At 59.6% G+C, this 16,162-nt stretch carries 18 protein-coding genes; 8 read left to right on the top strand and 10 right to left on the bottom strand.

Annotated features, from left to right (window positions below; genetic code table 11):
• Nucleotides 1-68 precede the first annotated feature (68 nt).
• Genes Q0601_RS10445 through Q0601_RS10430 form a run of 4 tightly spaced genes read left to right on the top strand, consistent with a single transcriptional unit; the run spans nucleotide 69 to nucleotide 3,592 of the window.
• A complete protein-coding gene (locus Q0601_RS10445) occupies nucleotides 69-650 on the top strand; it encodes an NADPH-dependent FMN reductase (protein ID WP_305289759.1) in 582 nt (193 codons plus the stop codon).
• Nucleotides 651-1,877 carry an MFS transporter gene (locus Q0601_RS10440; protein WP_305289758.1) on the top strand — a complete coding sequence of 409 codons (1,227 nt, stop codon included), beginning with the start codon at nucleotides 651-653 and terminating at the stop codon, nucleotides 1,875-1,877. It begins immediately after the preceding gene.
• 15 nt (nucleotides 1,878-1,892) lie between these two features.
• Nucleotides 1,893-2,825: an ABC transporter ATP-binding protein gene (locus tag Q0601_RS10435; RefSeq protein ID WP_305289757.1), complete on the top strand. Its 933-nt coding sequence runs from the start codon at nucleotides 1,893-1,895 to the stop codon at nucleotides 2,823-2,825.
• Nucleotides 2,822-3,592, top strand: a complete 771-nt coding sequence (locus Q0601_RS10430; RefSeq protein WP_305289756.1) for an ABC transporter permease — start codon at nucleotides 2,822-2,824, stop codon at nucleotides 3,590-3,592. The genes Q0601_RS10435 and Q0601_RS10430 overlap by 4 nt, the downstream gene beginning before the upstream one ends.
• 33 nt (nucleotides 3,593-3,625) lie before the next feature.
• Here the strand turns inward: Q0601_RS10430 and Q0601_RS10425 are convergent, their stop codons facing one another.
• Nucleotides 3,626-3,970, bottom strand: a complete 345-nt coding sequence (locus tag Q0601_RS10425) for a hypothetical protein (RefSeq protein ID WP_305289755.1) — start codon at nucleotides 3,968-3,970, stop codon at nucleotides 3,626-3,628.
• A 338-nt stretch (nucleotides 3,971-4,308) separates the two neighbouring features.
• On the opposite strand from Q0601_RS10425, the gene rimO reads away from it, so the two are divergent.
• Genes rimO through Q0601_RS10405 form a run of 4 tightly spaced genes read left to right on the top strand, consistent with a single transcriptional unit; the run spans nucleotide 4,309 to nucleotide 7,824 of the window.
• Nucleotides 4,309-5,688: a 30S ribosomal protein S12 methylthiotransferase RimO gene (gene rimO, locus Q0601_RS10420; RefSeq protein ID WP_305289754.1), complete on the top strand. Its 1,380-nt coding sequence runs from the start codon at nucleotides 4,309-4,311 to the stop codon at nucleotides 5,686-5,688.
• Nucleotides 5,685-6,293 (top strand): BglII/BstYI family type II restriction endonuclease, encoded by a 609-nt coding sequence (locus Q0601_RS10415; protein WP_305289753.1) that lies wholly within the window; start codon nucleotides 5,685-5,687, stop codon nucleotides 6,291-6,293. Before rimO ends, Q0601_RS10415 begins: the two co-directional genes overlap by 4 nt.
• Nucleotides 6,277-6,918, top strand: coding sequence for an MT-A70 family methyltransferase (locus Q0601_RS10410; RefSeq protein WP_305289752.1), 642 nt, complete (start codon nucleotides 6,277-6,279; stop codon nucleotides 6,916-6,918). Before Q0601_RS10415 ends, Q0601_RS10410 begins: the two co-directional genes overlap by 17 nt.
• Nucleotides 6,919-6,945: 27 nt before the next feature.
• Nucleotides 6,946-7,824: a sulfotransferase family protein gene (locus Q0601_RS10405; protein WP_305289751.1), complete on the top strand. Its 879-nt coding sequence runs from the start codon at nucleotides 6,946-6,948 to the stop codon at nucleotides 7,822-7,824.
• A gap of 66 nt (nucleotides 7,825-7,890) precedes the next feature.
• Here Q0601_RS10405 and Q0601_RS10400 read toward each other — a convergent pair whose 3' ends face one another.
• The 9 genes from Q0601_RS10400 to Q0601_RS10360 all read right to left on the bottom strand — a co-directional run bounded on the left by Q0601_RS10400 (nucleotide 7,891) and on the right by Q0601_RS10360 (nucleotide 16,158).
• Entirely contained in the window at nucleotides 7,891-8,679 is a 789-nt protein-coding gene (locus Q0601_RS10400) for an amino acid ABC transporter ATP-binding protein (RefSeq protein ID WP_305289750.1), read from the bottom strand.
• A 9-nt stretch (nucleotides 8,680-8,688) separates the two neighbouring features.
• Nucleotides 8,689-10,143, bottom strand: coding sequence for an ABC transporter permease subunit (locus tag Q0601_RS10395; RefSeq protein ID WP_305289749.1), 1,455 nt, complete (start codon nucleotides 10,141-10,143; stop codon nucleotides 8,689-8,691).
• A gap of 1 nt (nucleotide 10,144) precedes the next feature.
• On the bottom strand, nucleotides 10,145-11,401 hold the full coding sequence (locus Q0601_RS10390) for an amino acid ABC transporter permease (protein WP_305289748.1): 1,257 nt from the start codon (nucleotides 11,399-11,401) through the stop codon (nucleotides 10,145-10,147).
• 106 nt (nucleotides 11,402-11,507) lie between these two features.
• Nucleotides 11,508-12,524, bottom strand: coding sequence for an amino acid ABC transporter substrate-binding protein (locus Q0601_RS10385; RefSeq protein WP_305289747.1), 1,017 nt, complete (start codon nucleotides 12,522-12,524; stop codon nucleotides 11,508-11,510).
• Nucleotides 12,525-12,695: 171 nt separating this feature from the next.
• Nucleotides 12,696-13,409, bottom strand: coding sequence for an ATP12 family chaperone protein (locus Q0601_RS10380; RefSeq protein ID WP_305289746.1), 714 nt, complete (start codon nucleotides 13,407-13,409; stop codon nucleotides 12,696-12,698).
• A complete protein-coding gene (locus Q0601_RS10375) occupies nucleotides 13,406-14,062 on the bottom strand; it encodes an HAD-IA family hydrolase (RefSeq protein ID WP_305289745.1) in 657 nt (218 codons plus the stop codon). Before Q0601_RS10375 ends, Q0601_RS10380 begins: the two co-directional genes overlap by 4 nt.
• Complete coding sequence (locus Q0601_RS10370) at nucleotides 14,059-15,108, bottom strand: RluA family pseudouridine synthase (RefSeq protein ID WP_305289744.1); 1,050 nt, start codon at nucleotides 15,106-15,108, stop codon at nucleotides 14,059-14,061. The genes Q0601_RS10375 and Q0601_RS10370 overlap by 4 nt, the downstream gene beginning before the upstream one ends.
• A complete protein-coding gene (gene crcB / locus Q0601_RS10365) occupies nucleotides 15,105-15,479 on the bottom strand; it encodes a fluoride efflux transporter CrcB (protein WP_305289783.1) in 375 nt (124 codons plus the stop codon). The genes Q0601_RS10370 and crcB overlap by 4 nt, the downstream gene beginning before the upstream one ends.
• 118 nt (nucleotides 15,480-15,597) lie before the next feature.
• On the bottom strand, nucleotides 15,598-16,158 hold the full coding sequence (locus Q0601_RS10360) for a Hint domain-containing protein (RefSeq protein ID WP_305289743.1): 561 nt from the start codon (nucleotides 16,156-16,158) through the stop codon (nucleotides 15,598-15,600).
• Nucleotides 16,159-16,162 lie beyond the last annotated feature (4 nt).

Below are 16,162 nucleotides of genomic sequence, written 5' to 3'. Positions count from 1 at the left end.
ATCTTGTCCTGAACTATAGTTAAGGTCTTAGGGTGGCAAACCATGATTTGAATTGCAAGGAGAAAGAGATGGCACAGGGCAATCGTATCGTGGTGGTTCTGGGATCGATCCGGGAAGGCCGCATGAATGACCGGGTCGCGGCATGGGTCTCAGGGCAGCTGAGGATGCACGGCTTCTTGCCGGATCTTCTGGACCCCGCAGATCCGGAAATTTTACCGGTGCAGACCGGCGACAAACCTGCCATAGAGTATCTGCGGCAACGCATGGGGAATGCCGATGGCTTCGTCATCGTGACGCCGGAATACAATCATTCGGCGCCGGGACCACTGAAGACCCTGATCGATTCGGTAAAGGACGGATGGATTGCGCGTCCGGTCGGGCTGATCAGTTATGGCGGCATCTCCGGCGGATTGCGCGCGATCGAGGCCTTGCGCCCGGTGCTGTCGGAATTACATGCTGTCACGCTGCGGGACACGGTAAGCTTTGCCGCGCCGTGGAACAGGTTCGACGAAACCGGGCGCATCACCGAGCCCGCGGATGCCAAGGCGGCAGAAACGGCAATGACGGTATTTTCCCGACGGCTGCACTGGTGGGCCAATGCCCTGAATGACGCAAGAACTGCACGACCCTTTGATCAGGAGTTTGCCTGAATGGACTATCTGCTGAAAGACCCGCGAAGCTGGGGGCTGATGTTGGCGGCAATGCTGACGATCATGTCAAACGCCACGATCACCCCCTCGCTGCCGGGACTCGAGGCAATATTCGCGGATAATTCAAGGGCGCCCCTGCTGACGCGCCTTCTGATCACAGCGCCCTCACTGCTGGTTGCCTGCGTCGCGCCCTTTGCCGGTGCAATGACTGATCGGCTGGGGCGCAAACGTCCCCTTCTGATCGGGTTGGTCATCTATGCGGTCGCGGGAACGGCGGGACTGTATCTGGACTCTCTCGAGGCGATATTGGCCAGCCGTCTGGCGCTTGGACTGGGCGTCGCCGCGATCATGACTGCTCAGGCCGCGCTGGTCGGAGATTATTTCGACGGCCCGGCGCGCGGGCGGTTGATGGGGTACCAGATGGGGGCGACCAATGTTGGCGGGCTGGTCTTTGTAACCCTGGCCGGGGCGCTTGCAGCGACCGACGCCCGTCTGCCCTTTGCGATCTATGGTCTGGCTGCGTTGCTGCTGCCGCTGCTGGCGGTGATCCTGCCCGAACCGGATCGTTTCTCGGGCACGGTCGGACATGCCGGCGGATCCGGTGACAGCGAACCGGGCTGGCGGATGACAGTCGCGGTCATGACGATCGCGGCAGGATTGACCTTTGTGATCTTTTACGCCGTGCCGACGCAGGTTCCCTATCATCTCCGGGGGATCGGGCTGGAAGATCCACGCAGTGCCGGGCTGGTCATGGGGGCGATGATGTTCGCCGCCGCGATCATGTCGGTCGTGTCGGGCCTGATCCGCCCCCGGCTGGGCAGGATCGGCACACCGGTTTCCGGCTATCTTTCACTTGCCGCCGGTTTCGCGGGCCTTGCCGCCGGACAATCGCTGCCGGTTGCCATGGTCTCGACCGCGTTGATCGGCGCAGGTCTTGGCATGTGCATGCCGACGTTCATCACCACTGCCCTGAATGTCACACCTGCACGGCGGCGGGGGCTGGTCACGGGGCTGGTCACCGCATCTATTTTTCTGGGTCAGTTCCTTTCGCCTCTGGCAAGTCAGCCTCTGGTTACCCATCTGGGGTATTCCGGTGCCTTCCGGATCGGAGCATTCGCCTTTGTCGCTCTGGCCGCGGCACTTACCGTGACCCTGCACAGACAGGCCGGGCCACGCAGCACCAATCCAATCCGCAGAATGCCGGCTGAACCCGGGCGGAAATCATAACGAGGGAGCCGGAACATGACCGGAATCATCGAAATCGACAATTTGTCGAAACAATATGACAGCGGAACCAAGGCGCTGTCCGACGTCACGATGTCCATCGAAGAAGGTGAGATCATCGCATTGCTCGGCCCCAACGGCGCCGGAAAAACCACGCTGATCTCGATCATCTGCGGGCTGGTCGTGCCTACGGGCGGCACCGTCCGCGTGGATGGGCACGATATTCGGACGGACTGGCGCGCGGCACGCAAGCTGATCGGACTGGTTCCGCAGGAAATTGCGCTGGAGCCGTTCGAGACCGTCTTCAACTCGGTCCGCTTCACCCGTGGGCTATATGGCGAGGGCCGCGACGATGCCTATATCGAACAGGTGCTGCGCAGCCTTGCGCTGTGGGACAAACGCGACGCCGCAACCAAGGATCTGTCGGGCGGGATGAAACGGCGGGTTCTGATCGCCAAGGCTCTGGCGCATCGCCCCAAGGTCCTGTTTCTGGACGAGCCGACCGCAGGTGTCGACGTCACCCTGCGCCGAGAGATGTGGCAAGTGGTCGGGCAGCTTCGCCGCGAGGGGGTCACCATCATCCTGACTACGCATTACCTTGAAGAGGCCGAAGAGATGGCCGACCGGGTCGGTGTCATCAGCAAGGGCCAGCTTTTGCTGATCAGGCCCAAGGATGAGCTGATGCGCGAATTCGGGCGCAAGACATTGACCATCGAGCTGGACGAAGCCTTGCATGCAATCCCGTCCGAACTTCTGGGACGCGGGCTGGAACTGGCCCCCGAAGGGGACAGGATCACCTATAATTACGACACGACCGCCGAACGGACCGGCATTGCCCGTCTGCTGGGCGAACTGGCCACGCTGGGCATAACCGTGCGTGACGTGTCGACACGGCAATCCAGCCTTGAAGAAGTCTTCATCTCGCTGGTTCAGGAAGGAGAGGCCGCATGACCCTGCTCAACTGGCCCGGAATCTGGGCGATCTTCCATCACGAAATGATGCGGTTCTTTCGGACGATCTGGCAGTCGCTGGCCTCGCCCGTAGTGTCCACGGTTCTGTATTTCGTCGTTTTCGGCGCAGCGATCGGCGGGCGCATCCAATCGGTCGAGGGCGTGCCTTACGGCGCCTTCATCGTGCCGGGGCTGATGATGCTGACCGTGTTGCAGCAAGCCGTCAGCAATGCCAGTTTCGGGATCTATTTCCCGAAATTCAGCGGCACGATCTATGAATATCTTGTCTCTCCCGTCGGCTGGATCGAGGTCACTCTGGGTTTCGTGGGCGCCGCAGCCGCCAAGGCGATCCTGATCGCTTTGGTCATCCTTGCCACCAGTTTCTTCTTCGTGGGCGTTCATATCCTGCACCCGCTCTGGATGCTTGCCTTCCTGTTCCTGACGGCGCTTGGCTTCAGCCTGCTGGGCTTCATTCTGGGCCTGTGGGCAAAATCCTTCGAACAATTGCAGATCGTGCCGATGATGGTGATCACGCCGCTGGTTTTCCTTGGCGGAGCCTTTTATTCGGCCAGCATGCTGCCGCCCTTCTGGGAAGGTGTCGCGAAGCTGAATCCGGTGCTTTACCTGATCTCGGGTTTCCGCTGGTCGTTCTTCGGGCTGGCGGATGTGCCGGTGGGCGTGTCGCTGTTCGCGGTGGCGATCTTCATTGTGATCTGTCTTGCCATCATCCGCTGGATCTTCGCGACCGGCTGGCGGCTAAGGGAATGAAACCGGCAGGCGCCCGCCCGGGCGCCTTTGCCATCATCGGCGCGACGGCTTGATGCTTTTGCATATTTGCGTCTGTGGGTCCAGCCGGACATATTCCCGGGCGGTGATCACATTCATGTTCAGCGAACGGTTCCAGCCACCGAACCAGCGGTCACGAATACCAGCGCGGTAATAACTGCCCATGATCTGATCGACATAAGGTGGAATGATGGTGGTGTTCGGAATGCGCGGCGCATGAAAGCCGATCCGCGCATTTGGCCCAAGGCAGGCATTCGGCAGGGTTGTCAGAATCGTGCAGGCAGAACGGCAATAACCCCGAATACGTACGGTTTTTCCTGAACGGGCCAGTTCTTCCCGCCGTTTGACCATCTCCAGCACGTTTCCCCCCCGATTGTTCGACACATCGATGAAGCGAGAGTTTTTTTGGCTCTGAGCATGAAGAGGCGTCGTCAAAATCATGAGCAACGCCGCCCCCAGTATGGCGAGTGCGAATAATTTTCGCAGGAGGGGCCAGTCCCGGTACATTGCAGCGCCCAAAGGGCTTGGCCCCGTCACCCCGGCTGCCCGGCTCTGATACTCTCGCGACGAAAGGGAAGACGATCTCATGGCAATGTCCTGAAGATAGATGAAACGCAGATATGGAATGCTAACTCGCGGTTATGTCCCTTGGTTGCAATCCTCTTTTCAGATGCCGCAGAATCGCCTATGTGCGGCGGATGCACAGGAACCCGCCAGATTTGCGCCCCGATCTTGCCCGCGCCGCCATCCCCGATGTACGGCGCAAGGGCCAGCCGACGATCGGCATGGTCAGCCTTGGCTGCCCCAAGGCGCTTGTCGACAGCGAGCGCATCCTGACCCGGCTGCGCGCCGAAGGCTATGCGATCAGCCCGGATTACGCAGGCGCGGATGCCGTGATCGTGAATACCTGCGGCTTTCTGGACAGCGCCAAGGCCGAGTCGCTGGAGGCCATCGGAGAAGCGCTGCACCAGAACGGGCGGGTCATCGTGACCGGCTGCCTGGGGGCAGAGCCGGAATATATCACCGGCGCGCATCCCAAGGTCATGGCTGTCACCGGGCCGCATCAATATGAATCGGTGCTGGATGCCGTGCATGGCGCGGTACCGCCCGCGCCCGATCCCTTTATCGACCTGTTGCCCGCAAGCGGTGTGAGCCTGACGCCACGCCATTACAGTTATCTCAAGATTTCAGAGGGCTGCAACCACAAGTGCAAGTTCTGCATTATCCCGGACATGCGTGGACGCCTGGTCAGCCGCCCCGCCCATGCAGTGATCCGTGAAGCCGAAAAGCTGGTGCAGGCCGGTGTCAAGGAACTGCTGGTCATCTCGCAGGATACCTCTGCCTATGGCGTTGACCGGAAATTCGCCGAAGAACGCGGCCACCGTGCCCATATCACCGATCTTGTCCGCGATCTGGGCAGTCTGGGCGCGTGGGTGCGGCTGCATTACGTCTATCCATATCCGCATGTGCGTGAATTGATCCCATTGATGGCCGCCCATGCCGAATCGGGCGGACAGGTGCTGCCCTATCTGGATATTCCCTTCCAGCATGCCCATCCCGATACGCTGAAACGCATGGCCCGCCCGGCCGCGGCGGCAAAAACGCTGGACGAGATCGCCGCATGGCGTGAAGTTTGCCCCGAAATCACGCTGCGTTCGACCTTTATCGTGGGATATCCGGGCGAGACCGAGGAAGAATTCCAGACCCTGCTGGACTGGCTTGACGAGGCGCAACTGGATCGTGTCGGTTGCTTCCAATATGAAAACGTCCAAGGCGCACGGGCGAATGATCTGCCCGACCATGTGCCGGACGAGATCAAGCAGGATCGTTTCGACCGCTTCATGCAGAAGGCGCAGGCAATCTCGGAAGCCAAGCTGGCGCGGAAGGTCGGACAGCGCCTTGAGGTCATCGTGGATGAGGTGGATGATGAAGGCGCGACCTGCCGCACCAAGGCAGACGCACCCGAAATCGACGGAAATCTGTTCATAGACACGGGTTTCGAGGCGTTGAACCCCGGCGATATCGTTTCGGTCACGGTGGATGAGGCGGGCGAATACGATCTTTGGGGCCGGTTGTGAAGGCCGACCGGCTGCCCGAGTTCATTCGCACGCATTACGAGGTTCATGAATGGCGCCATGCCAGTGCGATCCTTGCCCATGATTTTCCGGACGAATGGCGCGATATCCTTGACGTGCTGACCCAGTTCCGCCTGCATCGCGAATGGATCGAGATCGGCGGCGGCCAGAAATCGCGCGTCGCGGCAAATATCGATGGGTTCCTGACCCTGCGCGGCTGGCAGGAGAAACAGTTCCAGACGGCAGTCATGGTGGACGGGCGTCGTCTTGACAGTCCGACCCACAAGATCGACTGCTATCGCAACCAGATCGGGCTGGAAATCGAGTGGAACAACAAGGATCCCTTTTTCGACCGCGATCTGAACAATTTCCGCCTGCTATTCGATTTGCGTGCGCTGAGCGTTGGTGTCATCATAACAAGATCGGACGAGCTTCAGGATATTTTCAACAATCTTGGGCGAAAATCGTCCTTCGGGGCATCGACCACGCATATGTCCAAGCTCTTGCCACGGATTGAGGGTGGCGGCGGGGCCGGATGTCCTCTATTGGTGTTCGGTATAAGCAAGTCGCTATATGTAGATGGGGGCGGGGATGAACAGCGCATCTGACGAGTTGCTGGCATGTGCCGGCTCCACGCGCTTCGGCACGATCCTTGCCGATCCTCCGTGGCAGTTCCAGAACCGCACCGGCAAGATGGCGCCCGAGCATCGGCGGCTGTCGCGCTATCCGACAATGAGCCTGGATGCGATCTGCGATCTTCCGGTCGAGGCAATCGCCGCGTCCCGCGCCCATCTGTATCTGTGGGTCCCGAACGCGCTTTTGCCCGAAGGGCTGCGGGTCATGGAGCATTGGGGCTTTACCTATAAAAGCAACCTGATCTGGTACAAGATCCGCAAGGATGGCGGCCCCGACCGGCGCGGCGTGGGATTTTATTTCCGCAACGTGACCGAGATCCTGCTGTTCGGCGTGCGGGGCAAGGATGTCCGCACGCTGGATCCCGGCCGCTCGCAGGAAAACATCTTCGCCACCCGCAAGCGCGAACACAGCCGCAAACCCGATGAACAATATGATGTGATCGAGGCTTGCAGCTGGGGCCCCCGTCTGGAAATGTTCGCGCGCGGCAAGCGCAAGGGCTGGACGGTCTGGGGCAATCAATCCGAGGAGTACGAGCCCGACTGGCCTACCTATGCGAACCATTCGCAAAGCAATATCGTCAAACTTCGTTCCAAGTGATTTTTACATGATGACCGCCGGATTCCCATGCTGCGAGATTTGATCACCGTCAGTGCCAATTTCGACCCCAAGGGCCAGCCCCGCAAGCCCGGCGCGCTGTGCATAGGGGCGCAAAAGGCCGGAACCTCCTGGCTTGCCCAGATGCTTGGCCAGCATCCGCAGGTGTGGATACCTCCGTTCAAGGAGGTGCAGTTCTTCAATTACGTCTACATTCCCGGGCATCAATACTGGATCAAATGGCATTACCGGAACAAGCCCAAGGAAATCCGCGAACGTCATATCAAACGCGAAGAACCCCTGCCGCCGGAGCTTGATTCCTATCTGGACGGGCTGACCAGCGGGAAAATGTTTCACAATCATTGGTACAAGCGTGTCTTCGCCCCGGCGCCCGGAAATGCGGTCCCGATGGATTTCACGCCGGAATATTCGACCCTGCCCGAAGAGGGCGTCGAATTCGTGGCCGGTTTCCTGCGCAAGGTCAAAGTGATCTACATGATCCGCCATCCGGTCGACCGGGCGATTTCACAATTGCGGATGAACCTGCGCCGGGAAAAGCGCACTCCGAAAACCGAAGCCGACTGGCTGGAAGAGGTCCGGAACCCGGTTCTGTATGATCGGGGCGATTACGCAGCCTATCTTCCGCGCTGGCAAAAGCATTTCCCCGACATGAAGGTGATCCCCTTCGGCCGGATCGCCAGAGAGCCCGGCGAATTGATGGACGAGTTAGAGGAATATCTGGGAATTGGGCCTTATCCCTATGGCAATCTTGACAAAAAAGTCTTCGCAAATCCCCCTGGCCTGAACCCGCCCCCCGCCGCGGTCGCACTGCTGACAGAGCGGATGGAACCGCAGATGGAATTCCTGAGATCGCAATTTGGGGATAAATTCGTGAAGGATATCCGATAGCCCCAAAGATGCACGAGCGTCGGAAAACAGGGGCGGCGGATAACGGGCAAAGCGAAAACTCTGCCCTCAATGCCCCAGAATCTGACTAAGGAACAGCTTGGTCCGCTCTGACCGCGGGTTGTTGAAGAAATCATGCGGATTGTTCTGCTCGACGATCTGGCCCTGATCCATGAAGATCACCCGGTTCGCCACGGCCTGCGCAAAGCCCATCTCATGGGTCACGCAAAGCATCGTCATCCCGTCTTCGGCAAGTTCTATCATCGTATCCAGAACCTCCTTGATCATCTCGGGGTCCAGCGCCGATGTCGGCTCGTCGAACAGCATGATCCGGGGCTGCATGCAAAGCGACCGCGCGATAGCGACCCGCTGTTGCTGGCCTCCTGAAAGCTGGCCGGGATATTTGCCTGCCTGCTCCGGTATCCTGACTTTCTCAAGGAAATGCATTGCGACATCCTCGGCCTGCCGGCGCGGGGTCCGGCGGACCCAGATCGGGGCCAGTGTGCAATTTTCCAGCACGGTCAGATGCGGGAACAGATTGAAATGCTGAAAGACCATCCCGACTTCGGATCGTACCTTGTCGATATTCTTGATATCGCTGGTCAGTTCGATCCCGTCTACGACGATCCGCCCGTTCTGATGCTCTTCCAACCGGTTGATGCAGCGGATCAGCGTGGATTTTCCCGATCCCGAAGGACCGGCGATCACGATCCGCTCGCCACGATGCACGGCCAGGTCGATATCGCGCAAGACGTGGAAACTTCCGAACCATTTGTTCATCCGGATGATCTCGATCGCGATCTCGTCGCTGATGGTCATCTGATCGGGATCGACATCCCGCATCGGGGTCTGACTCATGAAAACCTCCTATCTGTTGTCGCGCTGCAGCCGACGCTCGAGATACATCGAGTAGCGCGACATGCTGAAGCAGATGATGAAGAAGATTGCGCCCACGAATATGAACGGCTCCCAGTAGATGCCTTTCCATTCGATATTGGCGCGAACCGCATCGGAAATATTCTTCAACGGCTCGTAAAGTCCGACGAAAGCAACCAGAGTCGTGTCCTTGAACATGCCGATGAATGTCGAAACGATCCCCGGAATACTGATCTTGAGTGCCTGCGGCAGCACGATCAGCCGCTGCGCCTTCCAGTAATCCAGCCCAAGCGCGTCGGCGGCCTCGTATTGCCCTGTGGGTAATGCGGCCAGCCCGCCCCTGATCACCTCGGCCATGTAGGCGGCGGCAAACAGCGTCACCATGATGATAACCCGCAGGACGATATCGAAACTGGTGCCGGGCGGCAGGAAGTAATTCAGCAGAAGCTGGGCGACGAAAAGCAGGGTGATCAGCGGCACGCCCCGAATGAACTCGATGAATATCACGGCAAGCGAACTGACAAGAAACATGTCCGAGCGCCGCGCCAGCGCCAGCACGATTCCCAGAGGTAGCGACATGGTGATGCCCGCAACGCCGATGGTGATCGCCAGAAGAAAACCGCCGATCGCTTCGGAATCCACACGGGCAATGGCAAGTGAATACAGATTTTCGGCGTCTTTGGCAGCGTCACCGGAAAGAAATACCCAGACCAGCAACGTCACCACGATGGCGGAACTGCCCGCCAGCAGCGGCGATAACCGTCCGGCGATGATAAATGCCAGCGAGCCAAAGCCCATACCGGCCAGAATCATGATGATCCACCAGAAGGAACCGCCCCAGATCAGCCAGACCCCAAGAAGCGGATAAAAGGCCGAAAAGCCAAGCAGCCACATCTGACGCCGTTCAGCCACAAGCAGCGCGACCGCAAAGATCGCAACGGCGACACCCAGCCAGATCGGTGGAGTATTCAGGGCAACAAGCGAAAGCACCGTCACGATGGCTGCGGTCAGCAGCACGATCCGGCGGATATTGCGCGAAATCGAAAACAGGATCGGCGCAAGCGCCACAAACAGCAGCCCGAATACCAGCGTCGGGCGCCAGTAAAGTCCGGGCGGATAGAATCCGTATATATACTGATTCCAGCGCTCGCGGATAACGGCAAAACAGGCTCCGCCTGCGCCCTCGCCCCATGTTTCGGCGATGATCTTGCGGCATTCCGGCAGGCTCGAGGCGTTCCAGACCGAATGCGCGAACCACGGATAGAAATGGTCGAACAGGAACCAGACAATCAACAACCCCAATACGGTCAACCCGGCATTCACCGGCCCCGAAAACAGGTTTTCATGCAGCCATTTCACCATTCCCGTTTCGCGAGGGGGCGGTGGCATCTCGGGAAGCATTTCCTCGCGAAGATAGGCATCCGGGCCATGGTTCGGATTGCTCATGTCAACGCTCCTTCAGCCTGACGCTTCGGTTGAAAGCGTTCATACCCGCCGAGATGATCAGGCTGAGCGCCAGATAGATCAGCATCATCAGTACGATCGATTCCAGCTCACGCCCGGTCTGATTCTGCGTCGTCCCACCCAGAGTACCCCGCAGATCCATGTAGCCCACGGCAATCGCAAGCGAGCTGTTCTTGGTCAGGTTCAGATATTGCGAAATCAGCGGCGGAATGATCACGCGCAATGCCTGCGGCAGGATCACCAGATTCATCGTCGCTTTCGGACGCAGCCCCAACGCGAAAGCGGCCTCGGTCTGCCCCTTGCTGACGGCAAGCACCCCGCCGCGGACGATCTCGGCAATGAACGCGCCGGTATAAAGGGTCAGGGCCAGCCACAGGACAACCAGCGCATTGTTCAGATTGTTCCCGCCGCTGAAATTGAAACCCTTGAGTTCCGGCGCCAGCAGATGCAAGCCGAAATACCAGATCAGCAGCACGGACGGCACGGTCATCACCGCCAGATTGATCCACCATGTCACCGGGCGATGCCCTGTCCGGTCCTGTATGGCCTGCGCGCGGGCAAGGATCGCCCGCCGTGCGATCCAGCCGCCGATAATGACAACCAGAAATGCGATGAGCGCCAGATTCACGGTGATGCGCGCGCCCAGATCGATGGTGCCGGGATCGTTGCTCATTCCGAATGCCGGAACCGCAGTATAACGATTGGTCAGTGCGACCTGATCGAAAAAGATCATCGACCATTGCGGATCATCGCCCCGATAGGCATTTGGCGGAGGCAGAACATCGGTAAAGATCGCGTAGATGATCAATATCCACAAAAGCAACGGGATATTGCGAAATACCTCGACATAGATCGCCATCAGCCGCGCAAAAAGCCAGTTATTCGACAGGCGGGCAATCCCGATGGCAACCCCAAGGATCGTCGCGGCGATACACCCCATAAACGAAATCAGTATCGTGTTCAGCAACCCCACGATCGTCGCGCGCAGATGCGTATCGTCGGAACTGTAGGGGATCAATCGCTGCGGAATATCGTAGCCCGCACGCTGGAACAGGAAACCGAAATTGAAATCCTTGCCCAACGCGGCAAGATTCCTGATGGTGTTGTTGACCAACCACCAGCCCAGCGCCATGACCAGAATAAATACGATCACCTGGAACGTCATCGAGCGGTAGCGTCGGTCATAGACCAGCATGCTCAGCCGAAATGGCTGTTCCGCCCCTAGCGGCACTTCAGTCATTTATGTTCCCCTGTCGTCGGTCCGCGACTTGGCGCCGCTTGCTTGTGACCTGATCGTTATCTTCGGAATGACCAGAGGGCGCCAAAGCGCCCTCTGGTATCAAGGATCAGCGGAAGGGTTGCGCGTAAAGCAATCCGCCCTGTGTCCATTGCGCATTCAGTCCCCGCGCAAGCCCGATCGGCGTCTGTTCCCCGACATTGGCGGCGAAGATCTCTCCGTAATTCCCGCTGGCCTGAATGGCGCGCTTGGCCCATTCCTTATCCAGCCCGATCATCGCTCCCAGATCGTCCGTGACGCCCAGAATCCGCTGTACTTCGGGGTTTTCCGAAGATTTCGCCAGTTCCTCGATATTCTTCGAGGTGATGCCATATTCCTCGGCGGCAATCAGTGCGTTCAGAGTCCAGCGGACGATATCGCCCCAATTGTTATCGCCATGACGAACCGCCGGGGCCAAAGGCTCTTTCGAGATCACCTCGGGCAGGATGACATGATTTTCGGGATCGGCAAACGCCGCACGGGTCGCGGCAAGCCCCGAAATATCGGTGGTGTAGGCATCGCATGCCCCGGCCATATATTGTTGCTCACCCTCGGCATTGCTGTCGATATTGACGGGCTGATATTCCATGCCGTTGGCCTTGAAATAATCGGCAAGGTTCAATTCGGTCGTGGTGCCGGTCTGGATGCAGATCGTCGCGCCATCCAGTTCCTTGGTCGAGGTGACACCAAGATCCTTGCGGACCATGAAGCCCTGACCATCATAATAATTCACCCCCGCGAAATCGAGCTTGAGGTCGGTATCGCGCGAAAAGCTCCAGGTCGAGTTCCGCGCCAGAAGATCCACCTCCCCCGAGGACAGACCGGTGAACCGCGTCTGTCCCGTCAGAGGGACATATTTGACCTTTCCCGGATCTCCCAGCACCGCGGCCGCAACCGCCTTGCACAGATCGACATCGAATCCCGCCCAATTGCCGTTCGCGTCAGGCGCAGCGAAACCGACCAGACCCGGATTGACGCCGCAATTCAACTCGCCACGATTTTTCACTTCGGAAAGAGTGTCGGCGGCGGCGGCACCTGCCGTCATGGCGGTTACCGCCAATGCGCCCCAAAATACCGTTCGTTTCATGCTTACCTCGCTGTTGAGACTGTCGAGGCGATGTGTTCCGCCCCGTTCAGACATTTATGGACATCGTTTAGTTAATATCCTCTTAAAAGAAGATGACACGAATACGATGCCTATCCAAATCATCTTGCCCATCCTGCCTCACAGGTCAAGCGTAGGGCCGGTTTCCGACCGTCAGCCGTTTTGCGAAAGCCCATGGAAACGTTCCGCTGAAATCATGGCGACAAGACGATTTTCGGCAGCTGTCATCGCCTCTTCGTCACGCCCCCAGATCCCGGCCTGATAATCTTCGTCGATACGTGAAAGACGATGTGCCTCGGTGGCGGTCAGGCGGCCCCGAACCACGGCAAGCCCAAGAATTAGTGAACCAGGCAAGGTCACAAGGTCATGCAATGCTGTCATGGCAAAACTGTCCAATGTCCCGACCTCGGACCGCAGCCGTGCAATCGACTCGTCGGGCTGGGCAATCGGAACGACGCCTCTGGTCAGGTTCAACGGCGCGTTCAGGCTGGTCGCCGCCCAATCGATCAGCGGATCCCATCCTTCTGACTGCATCGCTGCCAGTTCCTTGGGCTGCTCTGCGCGATAACACAGCAGATCCGTCACGCCATAATCGGCAAGCATGGCCGCGACATCCGAAAATTGCGGCGCAACCTTCTCGATGGCCGAATTTGCCGCGCGGGTCAGAGGCATGGAGTTCGGATCGATCACGTCGCTCTGGGCGTCCCATTCGTCCGCAATCGCAGCGGCAAGGGCCCGGGTCGGCAGGATGAGTGCATGCTTGCCCGGCGTTCTGACCGGACGGCCATCCAGCGCAACTTCCCAGCCGCCATCGGCATCCCGCGCTTCGGCCTGTTTCCAGAACCGCCTTGCCTTCCACTCGCTCATACCGCCCAATCCTCGATCGCGGCGCTCAGGGCGGAAAAGTCCTGCGCCACTTGTACCGCACCGGCATTCTGCAGCGCTTCGACCGGATGATAACCCCATGCGACGCCGATGGCGGGGATGCCGGCTGCAACGGCCATCTCGATATCATATGTCGTATCGCCGATCATGACCGCGCGTTCCGACTCGACCCCAGCCTCGGACATGGCCCGGTGCAGCATCGAGGGGTGCGGCTTGGAAGGATGGTCATCCGCCGTTTGCAACGAAAAGAACCGTCCGTGCAGGCCATATGTGTCCAGCATGGGCAGCAATCCCCGCCGTCCCTTGCCGGTCGCGATGGCCAGAAGCAGATCGTCGCGGGCGGACAGAGCCTCGATACATTCAAGCGCCCCCGGATAAAGCGGCGCGAATTCCTTGATCCGGGCTGCCGTGAACGCGTCCTTGTAGGCCTCGACCAGAAGGGCATGGACAGAGGTATCCGCATGCGGAGCAAGCCGCGCCATGGCGACCGGCAGCGACAGGCCAACCGTGGCCAACACCTGCTCTTTCGGCAGAACAGGCAGGCCCACGGCTTCAAAAGCCGCTGTCATACCCAGATGGATCACCTGCTGGCTATCCACCAGCGTTCCGTCCACATCGAAGATGACCAGCCTCATTCGTCCTCCGCAAAAGGATCCGCCGGCACGTCATTTTCATGCCAGCCAAGGGTGTCCCATGTCCGGCGCATGTGATCGGGCAAGGGTGCCGTGAGGGTGACGCGCCGTTTGGTAATGGGGTGGTCGAAAGACAGGCTGCGCGCATGCAGATGCAGCTTGCGGCTGATCTCCCCACCAAGTTGCGCGCCCCAGCCGTCGCCCAGATTTTCCTGTCCCGAGCCGCCATATTTCCCGTCACCGACAATCGGATGCCCCAGTTCGGCCATATGCGCCCGCAACTGATGGGTACGGCCGGTGATCGGCACGAGAGCGCACCAGCTTGCCCGCGTTCCAAGCGCATCCAGCACGGCATAATCGGTTGTCGCCCGCTTGGCGCCTTCGGTCGCGGGGATATCGCGGGGATGCACGGCGATCATTTTCTCGCCCTCGCCCCCGCGTCCGTGACCGCCCGCCTTGACCAGACCGTAACGGACCGTCCCCATCCGCGGGACCGGGACGCCGGCGACCGCCGCCCAGTAAATCTTGCGCGTGCTGCGCAACCGGAATGCTTCGGACAGTGCGCGGGCGATCCGGTCGGTCCGGGCCAGCAGAAGGATGCCCGAGGTATCCTTGTCCAGCCGATGCACCAGCTTGGGCCGGTCCTTGTAGCCGAACATCAGGGCTTCGGTCAGCCCGTCCACATGGCGATTGCCCTGCCCGCTGCCCCCCTGCGAAGGCAGACCGGGAGGCTTGTTCAGGGCAATGATATGTTCGTCCTTCCACAATACCGCCTGCTGGATCATCTTCTGATCGTTTTCGGGGATCCGCGCGGCAGGCGGTTTATCGGCCATTGCTCTGACATCCGGCAAGGGCGGCACGCGCACCTCCTGCCCCGCCTCGATCCGGGTCGAAGCCTTGACCCGCCCGCCATCCACGCGCAATTGCCCGGTGCGGCACATCTTCTCGACCGCGCCCTGTGTCAGTTGCGCGAAACGCTTCTTCAGCCAGCGGTCAAGGCGTTGCCCGCCCTCCTCCCGGTCTACGTGGATCAGTTGAACGCCGCTCATGCGAATATTCCCCGTCCCACGGCCAGACCGGCAATCACGGCGAGCAACGACAGCAGAACCGAGGCCACGACATAGATCGCCGCTCCTGATATCTGCCCTCTTTCCCACAGCGTCAACGCATCCAGCGAAAAGGCGGAAAAAGTGGTGAAGCCTCCCAGAACACCAGTCAGCAAAAAAGGCGCGTAGGCATTGCCCCATCTATGCGCCATGCCGGCGGCAAGCAGCCCCATCGCGAAACTGCCCAGAATATTGACTGCGGCCGTTGCAACGGGAAAGCCCGGCCCATGCCAGAACAGGGCGCGGTAAACGGCATAGCGTGCCGACGCACCAATCGCTCCGCCAATGGCGACCTGAAGAAAGGGGTTCATCATGGCGCGGTGATGTGACGCGGCGGGCGCAAAGTCAACCATTGGCGTCATTTCGCCCGCCCCTTCGCTGTATTCGCCGATGGCGCGGCCGGGGCCGGCCATCGGCGAAGCGACTGGCAAATCAGCCGTTCAGCAGCGGCATGCCGCGTTTCTTGTGGCGTGCGACCAGTTGCTTGATCTGCGCGCCCTTTTCAGGGATCGGGCGGGCTGACCGGGCTACGAAATCGGGTTCGGTGATCTCGGGGAACAGGGTCTCGATCTCTTTGCGGGCCTCTGGCGATACGCTTTGCAGGGCGATGGGGCCGGTGAACAGGCTTTCGGTGGGGGCATCCTCGGAGAAGATCACCTGATGCTTGTCGAACAGGATGTGGAAATAGGTCACCTCTTCGCAATCCCCGATGATCTCGATGCCGTCCAGACCGACCAGCCTGATGGCGGGGATCAGGATTTCCTCGGCGCCGAACATCCGTTGCGCGATCTTCGAGCGGATCAGGACGCGGTGCTGACGGCTGACGGTCAGGTCACGTTCCGGCAGGCCATTCCCAAGTGCTCCGGCGGCGATGCGGATCGGTTTCAGCTTCGGGTTCCGGGCCAGATCGATAGCGTCGCGGGTGGTGTGGCCGATCCAGCGGATGGGCTGATAGCCGTCATCCATCGTGGCGATGAGGTCGCCAACAGCCAATTCC

It is taken from the genome of Paracoccus wurundjeri, from assembly GCF_030678915.1.
GTDB classification, from domain to species: Bacteria; Pseudomonadota; Alphaproteobacteria; order Rhodobacterales; family Rhodobacteraceae; genus Paracoccus; species Paracoccus onubensis_A.
The sequence above is the reverse complement of the archived record's forward strand: the minus strand, read 5'-3'. Positions and strand labels throughout refer to the sequence as shown.